This window comes from Acinetobacter sp. P1332, from assembly GCF_044057475.1.
Lineage (GTDB): Bacteria > Pseudomonadota > Gammaproteobacteria > Pseudomonadales > Moraxellaceae > Acinetobacter > Acinetobacter johnsonii.
The window spans coordinates 1,394,393-1,414,505 of sequence record NZ_CP171157.1; the positions used below are offsets into that span (position 1 = coordinate 1,394,393).

At 41.7% G+C, this 20,113-nt stretch carries 17 protein-coding genes; 4 read left to right on the forward strand and 13 right to left on the reverse strand.

What is annotated here, in order from left to right; translation table 11 throughout:
* Positions 1-27 precede the first annotated feature (27 nt).
* The 5 genes from mqo to betI all read right to left on the reverse strand — a co-directional run bounded on the left by mqo (position 28) and on the right by betI (position 7,121).
* Positions 28-1,644: a malate dehydrogenase (quinone) gene (gene mqo / locus ACFN7Z_RS06875; RefSeq protein WP_131230405.1), complete on the reverse strand. Its 1,617-nt coding sequence runs from the start codon at positions 1,642-1,644 to the stop codon at positions 28-30.
* The gene (locus ACFN7Z_RS06880; RefSeq protein WP_005804963.1) at positions 1,637-2,605 is read right to left on the reverse strand and encodes an IS30 family transposase; all 969 of its coding nucleotides are present in this window, start codon (positions 2,603-2,605) and stop codon (positions 1,637-1,639) included. The genes mqo and ACFN7Z_RS06880 overlap by 8 nt, the downstream gene beginning before the upstream one ends.
* Before the next feature lie 639 nt (positions 2,606-3,244).
* On the reverse strand, positions 3,245-4,909 hold the full coding sequence (betA, locus tag ACFN7Z_RS06885) for a choline dehydrogenase (protein WP_094148201.1): 1,665 nt from the start codon (positions 4,907-4,909) through the stop codon (positions 3,245-3,247).
* A gap of 120 nt (positions 4,910-5,029) precedes the next feature.
* Positions 5,030-6,502 (reverse strand): betaine-aldehyde dehydrogenase, encoded by a 1,473-nt coding sequence (gene betB, locus ACFN7Z_RS06890; protein ID WP_094148202.1) that lies wholly within the window; start codon positions 6,500-6,502, stop codon positions 5,030-5,032.
* A complete protein-coding gene (betI, locus tag ACFN7Z_RS06895; protein ID WP_395442656.1) occupies positions 6,495-7,121 on the reverse strand; it encodes a transcriptional regulator BetI in 627 nt (208 codons plus the stop codon). Before betI ends, betB begins: the two co-directional genes overlap by 8 nt.
* Positions 7,122-7,666: 545 nt before the next feature.
* Between betI and ACFN7Z_RS06900 the strand changes: the two genes are divergently transcribed.
* Together ACFN7Z_RS06900 and ACFN7Z_RS06905 are read left to right on the forward strand one after the other, a co-directional pair.
* Positions 7,667-9,727 carry a choline transporter gene (locus ACFN7Z_RS06900; RefSeq protein ID WP_005401063.1) on the forward strand — a complete coding sequence of 687 codons (2,061 nt, stop codon included), beginning with the start codon at positions 7,667-7,669 and terminating at the stop codon, positions 9,725-9,727.
* A gap of 12 nt (positions 9,728-9,739) precedes the next feature.
* On the forward strand, positions 9,740-10,354 hold the full coding sequence (locus tag ACFN7Z_RS06905; protein ID WP_130235101.1) for a MarC family protein: 615 nt from the start codon (positions 9,740-9,742) through the stop codon (positions 10,352-10,354).
* A gap of 54 nt (positions 10,355-10,408) precedes the next feature.
* On the opposite strand, the gene ACFN7Z_RS06910 is transcribed toward ACFN7Z_RS06905, so the two are convergent.
* From ACFN7Z_RS06910 to ACFN7Z_RS06945, 8 genes are all read right to left on the reverse strand, one after another.
* Positions 10,409-10,711: a cyd operon YbgE family protein gene (locus ACFN7Z_RS06910; RefSeq protein ID WP_004696655.1), complete on the reverse strand. Its 303-nt coding sequence runs from the start codon at positions 10,709-10,711 to the stop codon at positions 10,409-10,411.
* Positions 10,712-10,714: 3 nt separating this feature from the next.
* Positions 10,715-10,816, reverse strand: coding sequence for a cytochrome bd-I oxidase subunit CydX (gene cydX, locus ACFN7Z_RS06915; RefSeq protein WP_002120988.1), 102 nt, complete (start codon positions 10,814-10,816; stop codon positions 10,715-10,717).
* A gap of 24 nt (positions 10,817-10,840) precedes the next feature.
* Positions 10,841-11,986: a cytochrome d ubiquinol oxidase subunit II gene (cydB, locus tag ACFN7Z_RS06920; protein ID WP_004981849.1), complete on the reverse strand. Its 1,146-nt coding sequence runs from the start codon at positions 11,984-11,986 to the stop codon at positions 10,841-10,843.
* Entirely contained in the window at positions 11,983-13,563 is a 1,581-nt protein-coding gene (locus ACFN7Z_RS06925) for a cytochrome ubiquinol oxidase subunit I (RefSeq protein WP_004696658.1), read from the reverse strand. The genes cydB and ACFN7Z_RS06925 overlap by 4 nt, the downstream gene beginning before the upstream one ends.
* Positions 13,563-13,754: a cytochrome oxidase putative small subunit CydP gene (gene cydP / locus ACFN7Z_RS06930; RefSeq protein ID WP_004696660.1), complete on the reverse strand. Its 192-nt coding sequence runs from the start codon at positions 13,752-13,754 to the stop codon at positions 13,563-13,565. Before cydP ends, ACFN7Z_RS06925 begins: the two co-directional genes overlap by 1 nt.
* A 703-nt stretch (positions 13,755-14,457) precedes the next feature.
* Positions 14,458-15,075, reverse strand: a complete 618-nt coding sequence (locus tag ACFN7Z_RS06935) for an OB-fold-containig protein (RefSeq protein ID WP_058951796.1) — start codon at positions 15,073-15,075, stop codon at positions 14,458-14,460.
* An 18-nt stretch (positions 15,076-15,093) separates the two neighbouring features.
* Positions 15,094-15,405, reverse strand: coding sequence for a Rieske (2Fe-2S) protein (locus tag ACFN7Z_RS06940; RefSeq protein ID WP_010326961.1), 312 nt, complete (start codon positions 15,403-15,405; stop codon positions 15,094-15,096).
* A 14-nt stretch (positions 15,406-15,419) separates the two neighbouring features.
* The gene (locus tag ACFN7Z_RS06945; protein WP_130235102.1) at positions 15,420-16,424 is read right to left on the reverse strand and encodes an adenosine kinase; all 1,005 of its coding nucleotides are present in this window, start codon (positions 16,422-16,424) and stop codon (positions 15,420-15,422) included.
* Positions 16,425-16,563: 139 nt separating this feature from the next.
* On the opposite strand from ACFN7Z_RS06945, the gene ACFN7Z_RS06950 reads away from it, so the two are divergent.
* Positions 16,564-17,013: a GNAT family N-acetyltransferase gene (locus ACFN7Z_RS06950; RefSeq protein ID WP_062033171.1), complete on the forward strand. Its 450-nt coding sequence runs from the start codon at positions 16,564-16,566 to the stop codon at positions 17,011-17,013.
* A gap of 159 nt (positions 17,014-17,172) precedes the next feature.
* The gene (locus tag ACFN7Z_RS06955) at positions 17,173-20,112 is read left to right on the forward strand and encodes an insulinase family protein (protein WP_130235100.1); all 2,940 of its coding nucleotides are present in this window, start codon (positions 17,173-17,175) and stop codon (positions 20,110-20,112) included.
* The last annotated feature ends 1 nt before the right edge of the window (position 20,113 follow it).

Consider the following 20,113-nt stretch of genomic DNA (forward strand, 5'->3'; position numbering starts at 1 on the left):
TCCATCCTTTTTAGGGTTTAAAGCAGATTACTGTGCTTTTGCTACCGCAATAGTTTCGTCATATGCAGCTTTAGCCATAGGTGTATATTTCAAACCAAGGGTTGTGCTGGTGTATTGGCGAACTTGGTCAAGAAGCACAGGATTAGTGCTGAGTTCTTGTTGGTACGATTTTACAATTTCATGTAATTTCGGATTCCATTTACCTGCTACTTGCTGAGGGAATGCTTTTTCAAGCAAGCTCAACATAATATAAGGGGAAGTTGAAGCACCAGGAGACGCACCTAATAGGGCAGTCACAGCACCGTCTTGTGATGCAAAAATCTCGGTACCAAATTGTAAGCTTGCAGGTTTGCCTGGTTCTTTCTTAATGATTTGAACACGTTGACCACCTTGATTCATACGCCAGTCTTCTGGTTTTGCATCAGGGTAGTATTTTTTCAATTCATTAAAACGGTCGGCATCGTTCATCATGACTTGGCTAACTAAGTATTTCACCAAATCAAGATTTTCCATACCCACAGCAGTCATTGGTAAAACGTTGTTCTTCGTGGTTGATTTCAATAAATCAAGCTGAGAACCTTGTTTTAAGAACTTGTTTGAATAAGTCGCAAATGGGCCAAACAATACATATTTTTTACCGTCGATATAGCGTGTATCAATATGTGGAACAGACATTGGAGGCGCGCCTAATTCAGCACGACCATAAACTTTTGCAGTATGACCTTCAGTGACTTTCGGGTTGTCGGTCATTAAGAACACGCCACCTACAGGGAAGCCAGCATATTGCTTCGCTTCTGGTAAGCCTGTCATTTGTAAAAGTTTAACCGCTGCACCGCCTGCACCAATGAAGACAAAGCGCGTTTTCACGTGATCTGTTTTACCGGTAGTGAGGTTTTTAAATGCAACCGTCCAAGTTTTATCATCGTTTTGGCTAATGCCAGTCACTTCAGTTGATGTTTGTAGTTTGAAGTTAGATTGTTTTTTAAGGTGATCGACCAATTGAGTGGTGATCGAACCATAGTTCACATCTGAACCGACATCCATGCGTGTTGCAGCTACTTTTTGTGCAGCATCACGGCCATTCATCACCAATGGTGCCCATTGTTTAATTTCAGCAGGATTCTCAGAGAATTTCATGCCATAAAACATTGGGTTTTTAACCATTGCAGCATAACGTTTTTCGAGGAAATTCACGTTATCGCCCCAAACGAAAGCAATGTGCGGTACAGGGTTGATGAAACTATTTGGTTGCCCCAAAACACCTTCTTTGACTTGATAAGACCAGAACTGTTTTGCAACTTCAAATTGTTCAGCCACTTTTACAGCTTTGGTAATGTCCATTTTCCCATCTTTTTCAGAGGTGTAGTTCATTTCCATAAAGCCAGAGTGACCTGTGCCTGCATTGTTGAAGCCATTAGAGCTTTCTTGTGCAACTTTATCTAGGCGTTCATACATGCGAATTTGCCAGTTTGGCTCAAGTTCACTAAGGTATGTGCCTAGGGTTGCGCTCATGATGCCACCACCAACTAGGACTGCGTCAACAACAGGCTCATTGCTGGTGGTTTGAATTTTTTTAGACGTGATAGGTCTAAATAAGAAAATTACGACTGCAATAATAAGCAGTACGATGGCGAATTCAAACATGAGGTGCGACAGTTTCAAAAGCCATATGATAATCAACAAGCTGAGCAAATTTCTCTAATGGTGTAAGCCAATCTAACGCCTTTCTAGGACGAGTATTCAGTGACATGGCAACTTGATTTAAATAATGCTGATCTGCCTGATTTAAATCAATCCCTTTAGGTAAATATTGCCTAATTAAACCATTCATATTTTCGCATGTGCCTTTTTGCCAAGGTGAATGTGGGTCACAGAAATATACATCTATGCCTAAATCTTCTTCGAGTATTTTATGTTCTGACATCTCGCGTCCACGGTCATAGGTCAACGTTTTACGCAGTTCTGCAGGTAAATATTTCAGAGCTTCAGTTAAAGCCTTGCGCACTGATTCTGCCTTTGCATCAGGTAATGTTGCCAAGATACAGAGCCGTGTATTTCGTTCAATAAGTGTTGCTATCGAACTTTTATTGTCTTTACCTTTAATTAAATCAGCTTCCCAATGACCCGGTATTTTTCTTTCTTGAACTTCGGCTGGGCGCTCATGAATAGTTTTAATATCCTGTAATATAGAATCTTTTTTAGGTTCACCGTTAGCTTTTCGCTTTTTATTTTCATGACGCAGACAGGATAATAAGTCTTTTTTCAACTCACCCTTGGGTAATGCTCGTATCGTTGAATAAATCGTTGTATGGCTTACATTCATTGTTTGATCCAAATCAGGAAATGTCTTTAAACGCTTTGCTATTTGCTGAGGAGACCATAAACAACGGATCGCTTCAACAATAAATTTCCAGAGGATTGAATCGATTTTGAGTTTTCTGTGACCACGTCTACGTCTAGCGAAGGTGTTATCAGAAGCATATCGAGCTTGATAAACGTCATTGATGCTATTTCTTTTAAGCTCACGATAGATCGTACTAGGATGTCTTTTAATGAGTTCAGCAAATTTTCTGGCTGAAAAGCCTTCTTTTCTTGACTCAAGCATTAATGCAGTACGATCTTCAAAGTTAAGATGATGGTATGACAATTTTATATACTCCATAAACCCTTTAAATTAATTAGGTGGTTTATGTCGCACTTCAAGTTTTACTCTGCCGATTAATACCAAAAGGTATTTTAAAAATTTGTTCATGCGATTATGACCTTGGGGAGCAGGTTTTGGATCGCTTTATAGCGAAGAGAAAATAACAATTATGGTGATAGAGGTGCTTGTAAAAAATTAGCTTGGCAGAATTGAAGTAATACTTAAAATCTCAAGTAGCCAAAGCTTAACTTTTTAAGCTATCACGCATCTTGACTTATGGGTATTTTAGACTAAATATGTATTGACTTAGTAATTTTTATTGTAAATGGTTTGGGTTGAATTATAAATATCAGTGATGTTTGTTTTTAGCTCTTGTTTTTATTGAGTTTTATTTAGGTATAATTTCTGTATTTAAAATACAGACGTTGAATATCTATACAAGAGCATAATCTTTTTAACGTTTAAATGTATAAGTTGAGATGGAAAGTAAGTCCTAAAGATAAAGCAAGTTGTGATTATGGTGTTTTAGAAAATATGAATAATTGCCTGACCTAATTATTCTAAAGTTGAATAAAAGGTCAGGTTTTACACCATTAAGAGTTATGTGATTTCGGCGCGGTAAAATGGAGCAGTTGAACGTGGTAAAGCTTGATGACCACGTATTTGATCCGCGATTTTCTCAGCCATCATAATGGTGGTTGCATTTAAGTTACCTGTGATAATCAGCGGCATAATCGATGCATCAACAACACGTAAATTTTGCATGCCATGCACACGACCTTGTCCATCGACTACTGCCATATCATCTTCGCCCATTTTACAACTACAGGATGGATGATAAGCAGTTTCAGCGTGATTTCGCACAAATTCATCTAATTCAGCATCGGTACTCACATCTTTTCCAGGGCTGATTTCTTCGCCTCGATAAGGATCAAGTGCAGGTTGGTTCATAATTTCACGAGTAATCCGGATAGCATCACGAAATTCCTGCCAGTCTTGTTCGGTCGACATGTAGTTAAATAAAATACTTGGATGGTCGAAAGGGTTTTTAGATGTTACCTGTACTCGACCGCGTGAAGGTGAGCGCATCGAACCGACATGGGCTTGGAAGCCATGCTCTTTGACGGCATTACTGCCATTATAGTTAATTGCAACAGGCAAGAAGTGGTATTGAAGATTTGGCCAAGCAAACTCTTTGGAGGATCGAATAAAGCCACCTGCTTCAAACTGGTTGCTTGCTCCAATCCCTGTTCCGTTAAACAACCACTCTGCACCAATTGCAGGTTGATTTTGCCATTTTAAAGCAGGGTAGAGAGAAACAGGTTGCTTACACTTATATTGTAAGTACATTTCTAAATGGTCTTGCAGGTTTTCACCGACACCCGGTAAGTCATGCACCACTGGAATGTCGAGAGATTGAAGTAAGGTGCTTGAACCCACACCCGAACGTTGCAAAATTTGCGGTGATGCAATCGCTCCAGCACAGAGTAGGACTTCTTTATTGGCATAGACCTGAAGCAAGTTGTTTTGATTAGCACCTTGAATATATTCAACACCAATCGCTTGTTTGCCATTGAACAAAATTTGATTGGTCATGGCATGGGTGATAATGGTTAGATTCGCTCGACCTTTGGCCATATCTAAATAGCCACGTGCAGTGCTTGAGCGTCGACCTTTGGGGGTTACGGTTCGATCCATTGGGCCGAAACCTTCTTGTTGATAACCATTTAAATCATCAGTGCGTGGATAGCCTGCTTGCACACCTGCTTCAACCATGGCATGGAATAAAACATTATTGTCTGCTTTAGGCGTGGCGACAGAAACAGGGCCAGCATCGCCATGATAGTCATTGCCACCAATATCACGGGTTTCTGCTTTTTTGTAGTAAGGCAGACAGTCGGCATAGCTCCAATTTTCAAGGCCTTTCAAGCTAGCCCATTGTTCTAAGTCCATGGCATTACCACGGATATAGCACATGCCATTAATGAGGGACGAACCGCCTAAGCCTTTGCCGCGACCACATTCCATGCGGCGGTTATTCATATGAGGTTCTGGGTCGGTTAAATACGCCCAGTTATAACGACGACCTTGTAAAGGATAAGCCAAAGCGGCAGGCATTTGAGTGCGAAAGTCGAGACGATAATCAGGTCCACCTGCTTCGAGTAAGAGCACTGAAACATCGGGGTCTTCGGTTAAACGAGCAGCCAGTACGTTACCCGCAGAACCTGCGCCAATAATAATATAATCGTAGTGTTGAGAATGCATAATGATCCTTTTTCTATGGCAGAGCCACGTTGCATGAGAACGTGGCTACATGTTGAGTTGAGGATGAAAAAAAGAATAAATAAAAAGGAAGTAAGGATTTAGATAATTAAAATTCAGACTTTAAAAAATACTTTGGTATTCGCCCAGTTCAACTTGAACCGATTTGATACGGGTATAGTGTTCAAGTGTGGTGATGCCATTTTCACGTCCGACTCCTGACTGTTTATAACCCCCTACAGGCATTTCAGCAGGGGATTCGCCCCATGTATTGATCCAGCAAATACCTGCCTCAAGCTGATGAATAATGCGATGCGCTTGGGAAATATCTTGTGTTACCACACCCGCAGCTAAACCATAACTGGTGTTGTTGGCACGTTGAATAGCTTCTTCAATACTGTCATAGCTTAAAATGCTCATGACCGGACCAAAGATTTCATCTTGCACAATGTGCATGTCGTCATGACAGTCGGTGAACACGGTCGGTAATACATATGCGCCCTGAGCAAGCGCTGCTTCAGTGGCACGTTGTCCACCAGTCAGTAAGGTCGCACCTTGTTGTTTGCCCGACTCAATATAAGACAAGACTTTTTCCATATGGGGAAAGCTGACTAAAGGTCCAAAGTTGGTTTCAGCCTGCATCGGGTCACCTATGCGGATACGTTTTACACGCTCAATCACTGCTTGTTCAAATGCAGCCTTGAGGGTTTGTGGTACAAACACACGGGTGCCATTGGTACATACTTGACCTGAGCTAAAGAAGTTTGCCATCACCGCAATATCGGCTGCGCGGTCAAGGTTGGCGTCGGCACAAATAATCAGAGGTGATTTGCCACCGAGCTCCATGGTGACTTCTTTGAGACTAGAAGCTGCAGCACTGGCCATGACCTTTTTACCCGTTGCCACACCACCTGTGAACGAAATTTTTTGGATATCTGGGTGTTCAGTCAACCATTGACCCACTTCAGCACCCAAACCTTGTACTACGTTGAAAACCCCAGCAGGTACGCCTGCTTCAGTATAGATCTCTGCTAACTTTAAGGCGGTAAGAGGGGTCACTTCGCTGGGTTTAAAAATCATGGTATTCCCAGTAGCGAGGGCTGGAGCTGATTTCCAAAGTGCAATTTGGATGGGATAATTCCAAGCGCCAATGCCTGCCACCACACCTAAAGGTTCACGGCGCGTGTAGAAAAAACTACTTTCACGTAGTGGCACTTGTTCACCTTGAATGGCAGTTGCAAGTCCTGCGTAGTACTCTAAAACATCTGCACCAGTGACAATATCGACGGTAGAGGTTTCACTGAACGCTTTACCTGTATCCAGTGTTTCTAGGCGTGCTAACTCGTCATTACGAGCGCGTAAAATATCGACGGCACGACGTAAAATACGGACACGTTCGACCGCTGTTTTGGCAGCCCATTCACGCTGCCCTTTTACAGCACTGTGCACGGCTGCATCGACATCAGCTTTAGAGGCTTGTTGAATGGTAGCAATGACTTGACCTGTGGCAGGATTGATACTGTCAAAGGTTTGACCACTGGTGGCATTGACATATTGTCCGTGAATATAAAGCGAGTGAAGCTGTACATCATTCATTTTGTTGTTCCTGCCGTATCTGTTGAATTAAGCGAAGTTGCATATCGACATAGTCGTATGCAATAGAACGTGCCAAATCACGATCAAATGCTTGATGACCACTTAAACTTCCACGTAACCATAATCCATCAATCAGTGCTGCTAGCCCTTTAGCGGCTGGGCTTGCCTGTGACTTCGGCATGAGCTGCAAGAAATGAAACTTCAAATTTGAATAAAGACGTTGGTCATTGATTCGTTGTAGGCGACCTAAGTTGGGTAGGTGCATACTGGCAGACCAAAAATCCAGCCAAACCCGCATAGCAGTGTTGTTGACCTGACTGATGTCAAAGTTGGCATCAATAATGGCTTTGAGCGAATGTTCCGGACTGGGCTGCACCACCTTTGCCTTATAGCTTGCCGTGGTCTCGGCTAAGACATTGAGCATTTGGCGCATGCAACTGTGAATGAGGCCTTGTTTATCACCAAAATAATGACTCACAATGCCCGTAGAAAGCTGTGCTTTTTTCGCAATTTGAGCAATGGTGGTGTTGGATAAGCCCACTTCATAAATGACTGCATAGGCAGCATTAATGATTTCTTTACGGCGCTCATGCTCAGGTTTTACTCTACGTTTATTCATGACAATCCAGAACAATTTGCCTTAAATTTAAAGGCGTTAGATTCAATAACTTACATGGAAAGCATCATAGCATTTTTTTATGATACTTTTTATTGATTGAACGTTCAATCAATAAAAAGTACACTTATGGTTAAATTCAAAGCAAAATACTGCTAAATTGCTTTGAGTATTCGACATAACTTTTTATTTATCAAATGGATGTGCCATAAGGGTTTAATCTCAGGACATCATTCAGAAAAGTGAGCTGATGAGCTATAGGTTACGGTTTTATACTTTTTTCGAGTTGAGAAAGCTCTTATAGTCATTTTGAGGGGAAATATGTGTAGGATTCCTATCAAAATATCAATGAACAAGGGTGGCTCACATTTTAAAAATGTGTAGAAAATGCACCTCATAATTGATTTAGACCTTCGGGTTTAAAGAAGATAGCGTTTTTATTTCTGATAAAAGTACTGTCGTTTTCGTTAGTCGATTTTTAAGCTCTCGACCACGAGAAGTTTAAAAATTGGCTTTTGTCTTTTTTTATTTACTTTCTTGAGGATTGTATGGCAACAGATAATCCAAGAGCAGTTGATGATCAAACATTAGCGCCTAAAGACCGTTTAAATGGTGTGGTCTTTTATATTTCAGCTCTCATTATTTTAATTTTTTCTATTACCACCATTTTGTTTAATGACTTTGCCAATCGAACCTTAAATACAGTCTTGGCGTGGGTGAGTTCTACTTTTAGTTGGTATTACTTACTCGCAGCGACTTTGTATATGGTCTTTGTCATTTTTATTGCCTGTTCTCGCTATGGCAACATCAAATTAGGCCCCAAACATTCCAAGCCAGAATTTAGCCTTTTAAGTTGGTCTGCAATGTTGTTCTCAGCTGGGATCGGCATCGATTTGATGTTCTTCTCGGTGGCGGAACCTTTATCTCACTATATGCATCCACCCGTGGGTGAGGGGCAGACCCTAGAGGCTGCACGTCAAGGCATGGTGTGGACGCTATTTCACTATGGTCTAACTGGATGGTGTATGTATGCCTTGATTGGCATGGCATTGGGATATTTTAGTTATCGCTATAACTTACCACTGACTATTCGCTCTGCCTTATATCCGATTTTTGGCAATAAGATTCATGGGCCGATTGGTCATAGTGTTGATACCGCAGCGGTCATCGGGACGATTTTTGGTATTGCGACAACCTGCGGGATTGGGGTAGTACAGCTGAACTATGGCTTACATGTGTTGTTCGATTTACCTGAAAACCTCTGGATGCAAACCGCATTAATTGTGGTTGCGGTGGTAATGACCATTATTTCAGTGACTTCAGGGGTGAATAAGGGACTGCGAGTTCTCTCTGAGATCAATATTTATGTTTCTGTTGGGTTGATGCTGTTTATTTTGTTTTTAGGCAATACCGAATTTTTACTGAATGCTTTTGTGCAAAATATTGGGGACTACATTAACCGTTTTCCAAGTATGACTTTGGAAAGTTTTGCCTTTCAACAACCCAAAGAATGGATGAACAGTTGGACATTGTTCTTTTGGGCATGGTGGGTGGCTTGGTCACCATTTGTAGGTTTGTTTTTAGCACGGATTTCACGTGGTCGAACCATTCGTGAGTTTGTTAGCGGAACGCTCATTATTCCTTTATTTTTCACACTCACGTGGTTATCAATATTTGGAAATAGTGCACTACATAGTGTGATTTTTGATGGTAATTTAGCCCTCGCACAGAGTGTCATTGCCAACCCAGCACATGGTTTTTATGACTTGCTGGCACAGTATCCGTGGTTTCCGTTTATTGCAGGTGTAGCCACAATTACTGGCTTACTGTTTTATGTGACCTCGGCGGACTCTGGTGCACTGGTATTGGGTAATTTCACCACTCAATTTACCAATGTCGATCATGATGCACCGCGATGGTTGAGTGTATTCTGGGCCATAGCGATTGGTTTATTGACCCTTGCAATGTTGATGGCTAACGGGATTACGGCACTACAAAATGCCACGATTATTATGGGGTTGCCGTTTAGTTTTGTGATGTTCTTGGTGATGGCAGGTTTGTATAAATCACTGCGGTTAGAAGACTACCGACAAGCCAGTAGCAGTTTAAATGCCGCACCCGTGGTGGGCAATGTCGACATCCTCAACTGGAAAAAACGTTTGTCCCGAGTCATGCACCATCCAGGAACAACTGATACTCGGCGTATGCTCGATGACATCTGCCGACCTGCGGTAATGGCCGTTGCAGAGGAAATGCAAAAACGAGGTATCGACATCAGTGTTCAAGAGAGTGCACTAGAAGAAGACCCAAATCTATATCATTTAGATTTGATGATACATTTGGAAGAAGAACAAAACTTTGTCTATCAAATTTGGCCAGTGCGTTATATCGCGCCGACCTTTAGTGAGCGTGGCAAACTGGGTAAACGGTTCTACTACCGTCTTGAAACCTATTTGTATGAAGGTTCTCAAGGCAACGACCTTGTTGGTTATACCAAAGAGCAAGTGATTAATGATGTGCTGGATCGTTATGAACGTCACATGACCTTCTTACATATCAATCGAATCAGTCCAGGGAATCGTCCCTTATTTCCAGACCCTCAAGGATAATTAGGAGGAACCATGTTGACCTCATATTTACATGCTTTTGCTTTGTTTTTCTCATTGCTGAATCCATTTTTAATGAGTATTTATATGATTGGCATGATTCGGAACTCCGAAGCTAAAGTATTTAATAAGGCCTTGGTTCAGGGCTGTCTTATTGCTTTTATAGTATTTATGCTCTTCGCATGGGGCGGAGAAGCGATTTTTAGTAAATATTTAAATGTACGCTTTGAAGCCTTTCAAATATTTGGTGGTCTGATCTTCTTGGTGATTGGTTATCGTTACGTGTTTCAGGGGGCAGATACCATTGGTGAAATGCGTGGTGCGCCTGAGCATTTGGCAGGAACCATCGCCATGCCTTTTATGATTGGTCCAGGAACCATTAGTGCTGCTGTGGTGACAGGTATGGCATTGCCAATCAGCGGCGCAGCGATGATTATTTTCCTGACTTTGGCGTTGACCTGTGGCTTGATGATTTTAATGAAATTCGCGCATGACCATTTGCGTTATAAGCATGCCAAATATATTGACCGCTATGTTGATATTGTCGGGCGACTGTCGGCTTTACTGATTGGAACTATTGCGGTAGATATGATTATTAATGGCATTATTGGTGTCATGGCTGAAATGTAGAATCCACGAATAGCGGACCATAAAAAAGCCCTCAGTCAATGAGGGCTTTTTTATTTAACTGAAGAACCAAGTGTAATAACCCCAGATCATCAGTGGCCACGATAGAAACGGGCTAAATAGCCATTTCCAAATCCAGTGGCGTGGTACAAACCCGACGCCGTGGATAAAGCCACCTGAGATACCAATCATGATATACATCAGTGCACTATGGCTATAGTGACCATTGTCATCCAACATAGCAGCAGGATGCACTAACAACACCGCTGCAAGTGGAAAGGCCAATAGGCAGGAAATTAGCATCGCAAATTTGTTCGGCTTTTTATCTACAGTTTGGTTTTCCATAGCAACGTCTGTCATGGTTTATTCCTCATCAAGGTCTTGATGATGTTCGATATACAGAGCACTGAGTACACCTGCAAAGCAAGCCATCAAAATGCCGAGAATCCATGCAAAATACCACATAATTTGATCTCCTTAGACACAGCCTTAGTAAAGGCTGTGTGAATTCTCTTTAATGTGTGTGTTGGTAATAACACCCCACATTTTGTAGTAACACCAAGTGGTATAGCACAAAATAAGTGGGACAAAGATACATGCCGCAACTGTCATTACAGTTAACGTCGTTTTACTTGAAACTGCATCCCACATGGTCAAGCTTGCAACAGGTTGAATGCTTGATGGCATTAAGAATGGGAACAGCGCAAAACCAGCAGTTAAAATTGCACCCACGACCGCTAAACTCGAACCTAAGAAGCTAAAGCCCGCTTTGTTTTTGCCTGCTGCAAGCACCACAATTAAACCACCTAAGATACCAGCGATAGGCGCAATCATGGTAATTGGGTAAGTCGAGTAGTTGTTCATCCAGCCATGGTTGGCATTGGTCAACACTTCTTTTGCCAATGGGTTAGCAACACCGTTGGTGTCAAATGGAGTGACTAAGGTATAACCTTCGATTCCACCAAAGTACAACCAAGCACCAGCACCTAAGAAACAGATGAGGTAAACAATGCCCATAAGTTTCGTTGCTTGAGCTGAGCGTCTGCGTAAGTCACCATCGGTACGAAGCATGAGCCATGCACCGCCGTGTGCACATAGCATTGATAAGCTAACGAGACCGCAGACTAAAGCAAATGGGTTGAGTAGGGCAAAGAAGCTCCCTGTATAAGTTGAACGGACGGTATCATCTAAGCTAAATGGCACGCCTAAGAACATGTTCCCAAACGCCACACCGAAGACCAGTGCAGGCACAGCACCACCCACGGCTAAACCCCAGTCCCATGACGTACGCCATTTGGTATTTTGTAGTTTAGAGCGGTAGTCAAAACCTACAGGTCTTAAGAATAGAGCAAACAGTACCAACAGTAGCGCCCAATACATGCCTGAGAATGCTGTTGCATAAACCATTGGCCATGCGGCAAACAATGCACCGCCAGCAGTAATGAACCAAACTTGGTTACCGTCCCAGTGCGGAGCAATGGTATTGATGGCTGCACGGCGTTCTTCATCTGTTTTGCCCACAAATGGCATGATCGCCATAGAGCCCATATCGAAGCCATCGGTGAGGGCAAAGCCAATCAGCAAGACGCCGACTAAAACCCACCAAATGATTTTGAGTAATTCATATTCGATCATGCTTGAGTCTCCTCATTACGAGCTGCTTCAAGTTTTTCAAAATGGTATTTACCAGTGTGAAGCGAACTTGGACCAAGACGTGAGAATTTGATCATTAAATACATTTCAATAATCAAAAGAACGGTATAGAACGCAGCTAAGGCAGCGATAGAACCCCATACATCACCTGTGCTTAAGCTTGATGCTGACAAGTGTGTAGGTAGAACTTCACCAATCGTCCACGGCTGACGCCCTACTTCTGCAACATACCAACCTGTTTGTGCAGCAATCCATGGCAGAGGCAAAGCGAAAAGCGCGAACTTCAGTAACCATGGTTTGTTTTCTGCATTGCGTTTTGCCACAGCAAAGGTTGCTAGAGCAAATAACAACAGCATAAGGAAACCAGATACAACCATGGCACGGAATGCCCAGAATAAGCTTGGCACGTGAGGAATCGTGTCTTTTGCAGCAGATTTGATTTGATCTTCAGATGCATCAACTACATTTGGTGTGTATTTCTTCAGCAGTAAGCCATAACCCAAGTCTTTTTGAGTTTCAGCAAAGGCAGCTTTTAGCTCTGGAGAAGTATCACCTGCGCGTAGTTTTTCCAGTTGTGAGTAAGCCACCATACCGTTACGAATACGATCTTCGTGTTGTACGATCAAATCTTTAATACCAGTCACTTCTTTGTCTAAAGAACGTGTTGCAATAAGACCCATCACATATGGAATTTTCACTGCATAATCTGTAGTCATGGTTTCTTTATTTGGAATACCAAACAAAGTAAAGGGTGCAGGTGCAGGGTGAGTATCCCATTCTGCTTCAATGGCCGCGAGTTTAGTTTTTTGAACATCACCCAGTTCATAACCTGACTCATCGCCCAGTAAAATCACTGAAAGTGTTGAAGCTAAACCAAAAATTGCGGCAATGGCAAATGAACGACGTGCAAACGGAATATCGCGTTTTTTCAGTAAGTAGTAGCTTGAAATAGCAAGGACGAAAATAGCGCCTGTCACATAACCCGCAGACACGGTATGTACAAATTTTACCTGCGCAACTGGGTTAAAAATGAGAGCACCAAAATCTACCAGTTCCATGCGCATGGTTTCATAGTTAAATACAGAACCGACAGGGTTTTGCATCCAACCATTTGCAACCAAAATCCATAAGGCAGACATATTAGAACCGAGTGCAACCAGCCATGTCACACATAAGTGCTGTACTTTGGATAAGCGATCCCATCCAAAGAAGAACAGACCGATGAATGTCGATTCTAAGAAGAATGCCATTAATCCTTCAATGGCTAATGGAGCACCGAAAATATCCCCCACATAGTGTGAATAATATGCCCAGTTAGTCCCGAACTGGAACTCCATGGTTAAGCCAGTAGTGACCCCTAAAGCGAAGTTAATACCGAAGAGTTTCCCCCAAAACTTGGTCATGTCTTTATAAATTTCTTTACCTGAAATCACATAGGTGGTTTCCATAATGGCAAGAATAAAGGCAAGCCCCAGTGTAAGTGGAACAAAAATAAAGTGATACATCGCGGTCATAGCGAACTGGAACCGCGAAAGATCGACCACGCTTTCAGATATCATCAACGTGTCTCCTTGATTGGGGATGGATTGCCTGCAATACGCTCAGCAACTTGATTGTCAAAATTTTTAGGAATAGTCGGGGCGTCAAACCAGATGTTCTTAATGACCATTAAAATAATCACCTTAATGATTAAAATGGCCACAATCTCTCTGGTGACTTTTTGATTGAGATTTTTGGGGACTAAGCTCATTTCACAAAGCCTATTTTTTAACTTGCTTTATATTATTAAACAAAAACATACAAAAGATAAATAGTCTTTAAACTTAAATAAAAAATATATTATTAAGTTGTTTAAATACATATACTTAAAATAATGATGTGATGAAAAATAAACTAATATTTTTGTATTTTAAAGTTGACTAAATTACTTGTGTTTATATTTAAATACCTGACTAAAATACTTGTATATATTTATTTTAAATCCGACTAAAATGCTTATATTTAACGTTCATCGTTATTTTATTGATAATTCGTCTTAAGATAATAAAAGTGATAGGGCTTTTAAATGATGGATTTTAACGGATATGAATCATGGATGATTTGATCTGTCGCATACATCACAAGGAAATTAGGCATTGAAAATCGAATTAATATTTAAAAAGTCTTTTATTGTGTCATATGAGCTTGAAGGCAGAGGCGGAGAGTAAAATTCTCATCCTGATCTTATGTTGCGCAAATATTTTTAAATTGTAGAAAGCTGGATTGTGAATGAAAGATTACTTTAAAAAGATTGAGCAAGAAGATGAGGCAAGGGTTCGATTTAAACAGCGCGTTGTAAGGCGTTTGTTGAAGGCTGACGCTATCAATATCTTGGTAGGGTATAGGCCATGGCAAAGGATAAACATGCTTATATAGACGTACAGCGTTGAAACGAGGTCAGATTGAGTGCTTGTTTAGCGCGTATTTTCACCACTAAAAAGTTGATTGGATTTTGAAATTTTCTTTGCTATGTAATGCGACTTTTTTAGACGAATGAGAATAATTTGTGACTGAAATTCAAGTTCACCAAACTCAGGTTCAACTTGCACATAGTGTAGCTGACCATATTCATCGCGAACGCGAGCTTGAGCCGAAAAACCAGGACGTGCATTCCCGCTAGAGATTGTCGCCAGACGCCCCAGTAAGTTGGTTTGCTTTTTATCTGGTCTTGGTTTAATAACTTGATCCAAACAGTGGATCATAAAAACGGTAAAGAAAATTGCAATAATCAGCGCGGGCAATATTAGATAGTAAGCCGAAGTAAACGTTTGTTCTTTGGCATAGATGCAGAACTGAAGGAAATAACCTGCAACACTAAAATTAAGTAAGAGAAAAACCACAATCAGCACTTTAGAAAACTTAACGTCTAGCAGTGGAGATTCAGTCAGTTTTTGCGGGGAGAGCCTTTTGAGGAAATGACTTGGGCGTGATTTAAAAAAGTAGCCTAAGGTTTCCACCATGCTGAGTATGACTAAAGTCAATAAGCTGAAATGAAAGAGCATCAAATCAGGGTGATGTAGCAACTCATACATGGTGAACGTCCAATTTCATTATTCTTCTGTGAGATAAATCCCGCCGTCAGAATGCACGGTAATCGCTACTTTTTCAAGTGCTTCACCTTGGCATGGGCCAGAAATGCATTCACCTGTTTCCACCATAAACAGCGCACCATGGGTCGAACACTCAATAAATTCTTGGTCGCGGTCTAAAAATTGGTTTTCCAAAAATTCAAGTTCAACTTGCAAATGCGGGCAAATGTTTTGGTAAGCAAAGAAGGCACCGTCACGTTGGGTGATAAAAATCGTATCCCCTTTAGGTGTTTCAAAAGAACGCGCTTCGCGTTCTGGGATGTCTTCTGTCATGCAAATTTTTTGCATCATGCACATTCCTTTTGCAGTTGTTGGAGCAATTCGGCGTAATCTGCCACAGCTAAACGAGGGCCAAACTGAGACACCACTTCACTTGAAATCAAAATTGCAAGTTGCGCAGCTGTATGTAAGCCTAAGCCTGCATTCACAGCATAGAGGAAGGCACCAGCAAAGGCATCGCCTGCGCCATTGGCATCGATAGCGTGTACTTTACGACCTTCAACACTAAATGTTTCCTGTGCATTTGAAATAAGTGCACCTTCCGCCGAAAGTGTAATCACCACATGCTGGCTCAGTGTTTTAAGTTTTGCTAAAGCCGCCTCAACTGTTTCAGTTTCAGTGTACATCATGGCTTCTTGTTGGTTACAGAACAATAAGTCCACACCATCTGCAATCATTTCATCTAGACCATAACGCGCATATTGCACCATCGCAGGGTCAGACAGGGTTAATGCAATTTTAACACCATGAGCTTTGGCAATTTCACGGGCCTGCTTAACAGCCAAACGTGCGCTATCGCTGGTTGAAAGATAACCTTCGATATAGAGCCATTTCGCGGTTTTTAAGGGTTCAAAGTCAATCTGTTGTTCAGTTAACTCGGCCGTGATCCCCAAATAGGTATGCATAGTGCGTTCAGAGTCTTCACTGACTAAAACCATACACGTGCCTGTTACGCCTTCACTGATTGATTTTTCAGTGTTTTTAATGCCTGCTTCGTGCAAACCGTTAAGGTAAGTTTGTCCTAGCTCATCATTACCCACGCGGCATGCATAAAATGCTGAACCACCCAAGGCACTAAAGGCAACGGTGGTGTTGGCTGCTGAACCACCTGAAGCTTGACCTTTATAGCTTTGTGTTTCTTTTAATTTTTTGTAAAGATCTGCTTGTGTTTCACCATCAGTTAACTGCATAGTGCCTTTTTGCAAATGTTGTTGAATAAGGAAGTCGTCAGAGACTTTAAATTCCTGGTCGATTAGTGCATTACCAATTGCAAAAAGATCAACAGTTGCCATGTCTTTTTTCGTCACGTATTGAAAATAAAGCGACATTTTACACCAATGCTCAAGATTGCTGTAGTTTGTTGAGGAAAATTCATTTTATTTACGTGGCAAATGTAGTGAAATGGCTTTGCTCATATTCAAGGAAGTTTAGATGGAAATTTTAATTCAAGCGGCAAAACAATTACCTCCTCAAATACAAGCTTTGGCACAACTCGCAGCAAAAGAAGGATATGAACCGTTGACCCGCTTGATCGAAGAATATCAAAGTGGAAAAAATCGTTTTGATCAAAAGGGTGAAGTATTGCTATTGGCTTATGATCAAGACCAATTGATTGCCTGTGGCGGTTTAAATCAGCAATGGGGTGAAAATGAAATCGAAGCGCGAATTGGTCGCGTACGTCGTTTTTATGTACATCCTAAATACCGTAAGAGCGGTGTGGGTCGTCAGTTGTTGGCGCATCTAGAAAAATGTGCGCGTCCAAACTTTTCTGCACTGTGTTTAAATACCGCAGACTTATCCGCAGCCAGTTTTTATCAAAAGCAAAACTATGTTTTTGTGGAAAATCACCCGAACTATAATTATTTTAAATATCTCATCTAGTTTTACTTTCTGAGAACACCTCCCTCAAAAAGACTGAAATTTGGAAAGCAGCGAGATGCTTTTCAAATTTCCAGCAAATTACTCGGGTTTTCAGCGTGAAATCTTTTGACAACTAAAGCTATAATGCAGGCAGTGTATTAATTATTGTTAGGAGATCACATGACTGTAGATGTCACTGAAACCATTTCTCAAACTGTACATCCTGCGTTTCAGTTGGTACGTCAACACCATGTTGAAGCTTTAGACATTTTAGTGTCTGAATATAAACATAAAGTCACTGGGGCAGTGCATTATCACTTGGCCACCAATCATGATGAAAATGTATTCTTGGTTGCATTTCGCACCCAACCTATGGATTCAAAAGGCGAAGCGCATATTTTAGAGCACACAGCACTGTGCGGTTCGGAAAAATTCCCTGTTCGTGATCCGTTTTTTTTAATGATTCGACGTTCATTGAATACTTTTATGAACGCCTTTACTGCGGCGGACTGGACAGCGTATCCATTTGCGACTCAGAATAAAAAAGATTTCCAAAACTTACTTGAAGTATATTTAGATGCGGCTTTTGCAGCCAATTTGAATCCGTTGGATTTTGCCCAAGAAGGGATCCGCATTGAGCTTGAAAACGGAGAGCCTGTTTATAAAGGTGTGGTTTTCAATGAAATGAAAGGGGCAATGAGTTCGCCTTCAGACCAGTTGTATCATCAGTTAGCGCATCACTTATTTCCTGAAACCACTTATCACTACAACTCAGGTGGCGACCCTAAAGATATTCCAGACTTGACTTACCCTGAGTTGGTGGACTTCTACAAGTCACATTATCACCCAAGTAACGCAGTTTTCATGACCTTTGGTAATGAACCTGCTTACAATCTACAAGAGCAGTTTGAAACTTTAGCCTTGGCCAAGTTTTCAAAAGGTGAAACGCTATTCTCTAAAGAAGAGCACCGTTTGACTGCACCGCTAGAAGTGACTGAAACCTATGCGGTAGATGCAGAAGATTTAAAAGACAAAACTTATCACATCATTTCGTGGTTATTGCCTAAAGCCAGCGAGATCAAACTACGCTTAGGTATGCGCCTTGTAGAAGGTGTACTGTTAGAAGACTCGGCTTCTCCATTACGTCATTATTTAGAAACGTGTGGTTATGCACAGTCTACTGGCCCGATTATGGGGGTAGATGATTCAAACTACGAAATGACCTTCTACTGTGGCGTACAAGGTTCTAATCCAGAACATACAGCTGAGTTTAAAGCAGGTGTGTTTAAGGTTTTAGAAGACGTCGCTTCAAAACCTGTCGATCAAAACATGGTGGATGCAATTTTACATCAAATTGAATTACATCAACGCGAAATCAATGGTGATGGCATGCCTTACGGTCTAAGCCTGATTTTAAATGGTTTGGGCAGTGCGATTCACCACAGCGACCCAGTCACTGTATGGGATGTGGACTCAGCCATTGCTGCGGTAAAAGAAGAACTGAAAGATCCAATGTGGTTGTCAAACTTAATCAAAACCTATTTGATTGATAACCCGCACCGTGTACAAATGACTTTGGTGCCTGATGCCAATAAATCTGCAGTGGAAGCGGCGGCAGAAAAAGCACGTTTAGCCGAAATTGGTGCGCAGCTAACAGACGCTGAAAAAGCAGAAATTGAAGCACAAACTGAAGCACTTAAAGTCCGTCAAGATACCCCAGATGACCTTAATCTTTTGCCAAAAGTGGGCTTGGAAGATGTGCCTGCTGAACTGCAAATTGTACAAGGGCAGTTGCGCGAGATTATCTCAAATCGTATCGATTATCCGTTGAATCTTTATCATGCGGGTACGAATGGTATTTACTACAACCAAGTGCTGATCCAGATTCCGCAAGATGTAGTGCAATCGCCATACTTTAACTTGCTGTCCATTTTGATGGGTGAAGTTGGTGCAGGTCAATATGACTATCTAGAACTACAACAACTACAAACTGCGGTGAGTGGTGGTTTAGGTATGGGCGCCTCTTTACGATCTCAAGTAAATGATAAAAATCAAATCAGTGCATGGTTAACGCTGACCACAAAATCGTTGGTGAGTAATTTTGACAGTATTGCATTGTTGAAACTGGCTTTTGAACAACTGCGTTTTGACGAAAAAGATCGCATTGTTGAGTTATTGCAACAACGTAAAACACGTTGGGCATCCCGTCTTTCAGGTTCAGGCCACAGTTATGCCATGCAAATTGCAGGACGTAACCACAGTGCTTTGGCAAAACGTGATTATCACAACACGGGCTTGGGTGCATTAAACTGGTTAGGCGATCTAGTCAGCCGTATTGAAAAAGATGCAGCAGCTTATGATGATTTGATCAATGAATTAAAAGCGATTCACTTAAAACTTTTACAAGCACCAAAACAGTTCTTACTGGTGTGTGAAGAACATCAGTCAGACCGTTTGGTTGAAGAAGTTCAAAACGTGTGGGACAAGTTAGCTATTCCTGAGCAAACTGTGACTTTAAAAGCTACTGAGCAGGTTGATACCGATGCAGATGAGGCATGGTTAATTCAAGCCAATGTTCAATTCTGTTCATCGGCTTATCAAGCCGTTGAGGTGTCACATCCAGATGCTGCCCCGCTGATGGTGCTGGCAGCGTACTTGCGTAATGGTTTCTTACACAGTGCAATTCGTGAAAAAGGTGGGGCTTATGGTGGTGGCGCAAGCTATGACGGCAATGCATGTTCATTCCGTTTCTATAGCTACCGTGACCCGCGTTTGGCTGAAACCTTCAATGACTTTGAAGCCTGTGTGCAATGGTTGCTCAATACTGAGCAAAAGCCACATCAGCTTGAAGAAGCAATTTTAGGTTTGATTGCTGGTATGGACAAACCAGGTTCACCAGCGGGTGAAGCGATTACGGCATGTTATGCACTTTTGCATGCACGTACACCAGCCTTCCGTAAGCAGTTACGTAGCCGTCTTTTGGCTGTGAGTTTAGAGGACTTGCAACGTGTGGCGGTACAATACTTGCTTGAACAAAAACCAACGAAAGCCGTGGTTGCACCTATGGCGAAGCGTGATACTTTAATTGAGTTAGGTTTTAGTATTCAACAAGTTCAGTAAA

What these genes read in the sequence shown, in the direction of transcription:
- mqo (WP_131230405.1), bottom strand. Translation starts at nt 1,644, where the DNA reads ATGTTTGAATTCGCCATCGTACTGCTTATTATTGCAGTCGTAATTTTC.
- ACFN7Z_RS06880 (WP_005804963.1), bottom strand. Translation starts at nt 2,605, where the DNA reads ATGCTTGAGTCAAGAAAAGAAGGCTTTTCAGCCAGAAAATTTGCTGAA.
- betA (WP_094148201.1), bottom strand. Translation starts at nt 4,909, where the DNA reads ATGCATTCTCAACACTACGATTATATTATTATTGGCGCAGGTTCTGCG.
- betB (WP_094148202.1), bottom strand. Translation starts at nt 6,502, where the DNA reads ATGAATGATGTACAGCTTCACTCGCTTTATATTCACGGACAATATGTC.
- betI (WP_395442656.1), bottom strand. Translation starts at nt 7,121, where the DNA reads ATGAATAAACGTAGAGTAAAACCTGAGCATGAGCGCCGTAAAGAAATC.
- ACFN7Z_RS06900 (WP_005401063.1), top strand. Translation starts at nt 7,667, where the DNA reads ATGGCAACAGATAATCCAAGAGCAGTTGATGATCAAACATTAGCGCCT.
- ACFN7Z_RS06905 (WP_130235101.1), top strand. Translation starts at nt 9,740, where the DNA reads ATGTTGACCTCATATTTACATGCTTTTGCTTTGTTTTTCTCATTGCTG.
- ACFN7Z_RS06910 (WP_004696655.1), bottom strand. Translation starts at nt 10,711, where the DNA reads ATGACAGACGTTGCTATGGAAAACCAAACTGTAGATAAAAAGCCGAAC.
- cydX (WP_002120988.1), bottom strand. Translation starts at nt 10,816, where the DNA reads ATGTGGTATTTTGCATGGATTCTCGGCATTTTGATGGCTTGCTTTGCA.
- cydB (WP_004981849.1), bottom strand. Translation starts at nt 11,986, where the DNA reads ATGATCGAATATGAATTACTCAAAATCATTTGGTGGGTTTTAGTCGGC.
- ACFN7Z_RS06925 (WP_004696658.1), bottom strand. Translation starts at nt 13,563, where the DNA reads ATGATATCTGAAAGCGTGGTCGATCTTTCGCGGTTCCAGTTCGCTATG.
- cydP (WP_004696660.1), bottom strand. Translation starts at nt 13,754, where the DNA reads ATGAGCTTAGTCCCCAAAAATCTCAATCAAAAAGTCACCAGAGAGATT.
- ACFN7Z_RS06935 (WP_058951796.1), bottom strand. Translation starts at nt 15,075, where the DNA reads ATGTATGAGTTGCTACATCACCCTGATTTGATGCTCTTTCATTTCAGC.
- ACFN7Z_RS06940 (WP_010326961.1), bottom strand. Translation starts at nt 15,405, where the DNA reads ATGACAGAAGACATCCCAGAACGCGAAGCGCGTTCTTTTGAAACACCT.
- ACFN7Z_RS06945 (WP_130235102.1), bottom strand. Translation starts at nt 16,424, where the DNA reads ATGGCAACTGTTGATCTTTTTGCAATTGGTAATGCACTAATCGACCAG.
- ACFN7Z_RS06950 (WP_062033171.1), top strand. Translation starts at nt 16,564, where the DNA reads ATGGAAATTTTAATTCAAGCGGCAAAACAATTACCTCCTCAAATACAA.
- ACFN7Z_RS06955 (WP_130235100.1), top strand. Translation starts at nt 17,173, where the DNA reads ATGACTGTAGATGTCACTGAAACCATTTCTCAAACTGTACATCCTGCG.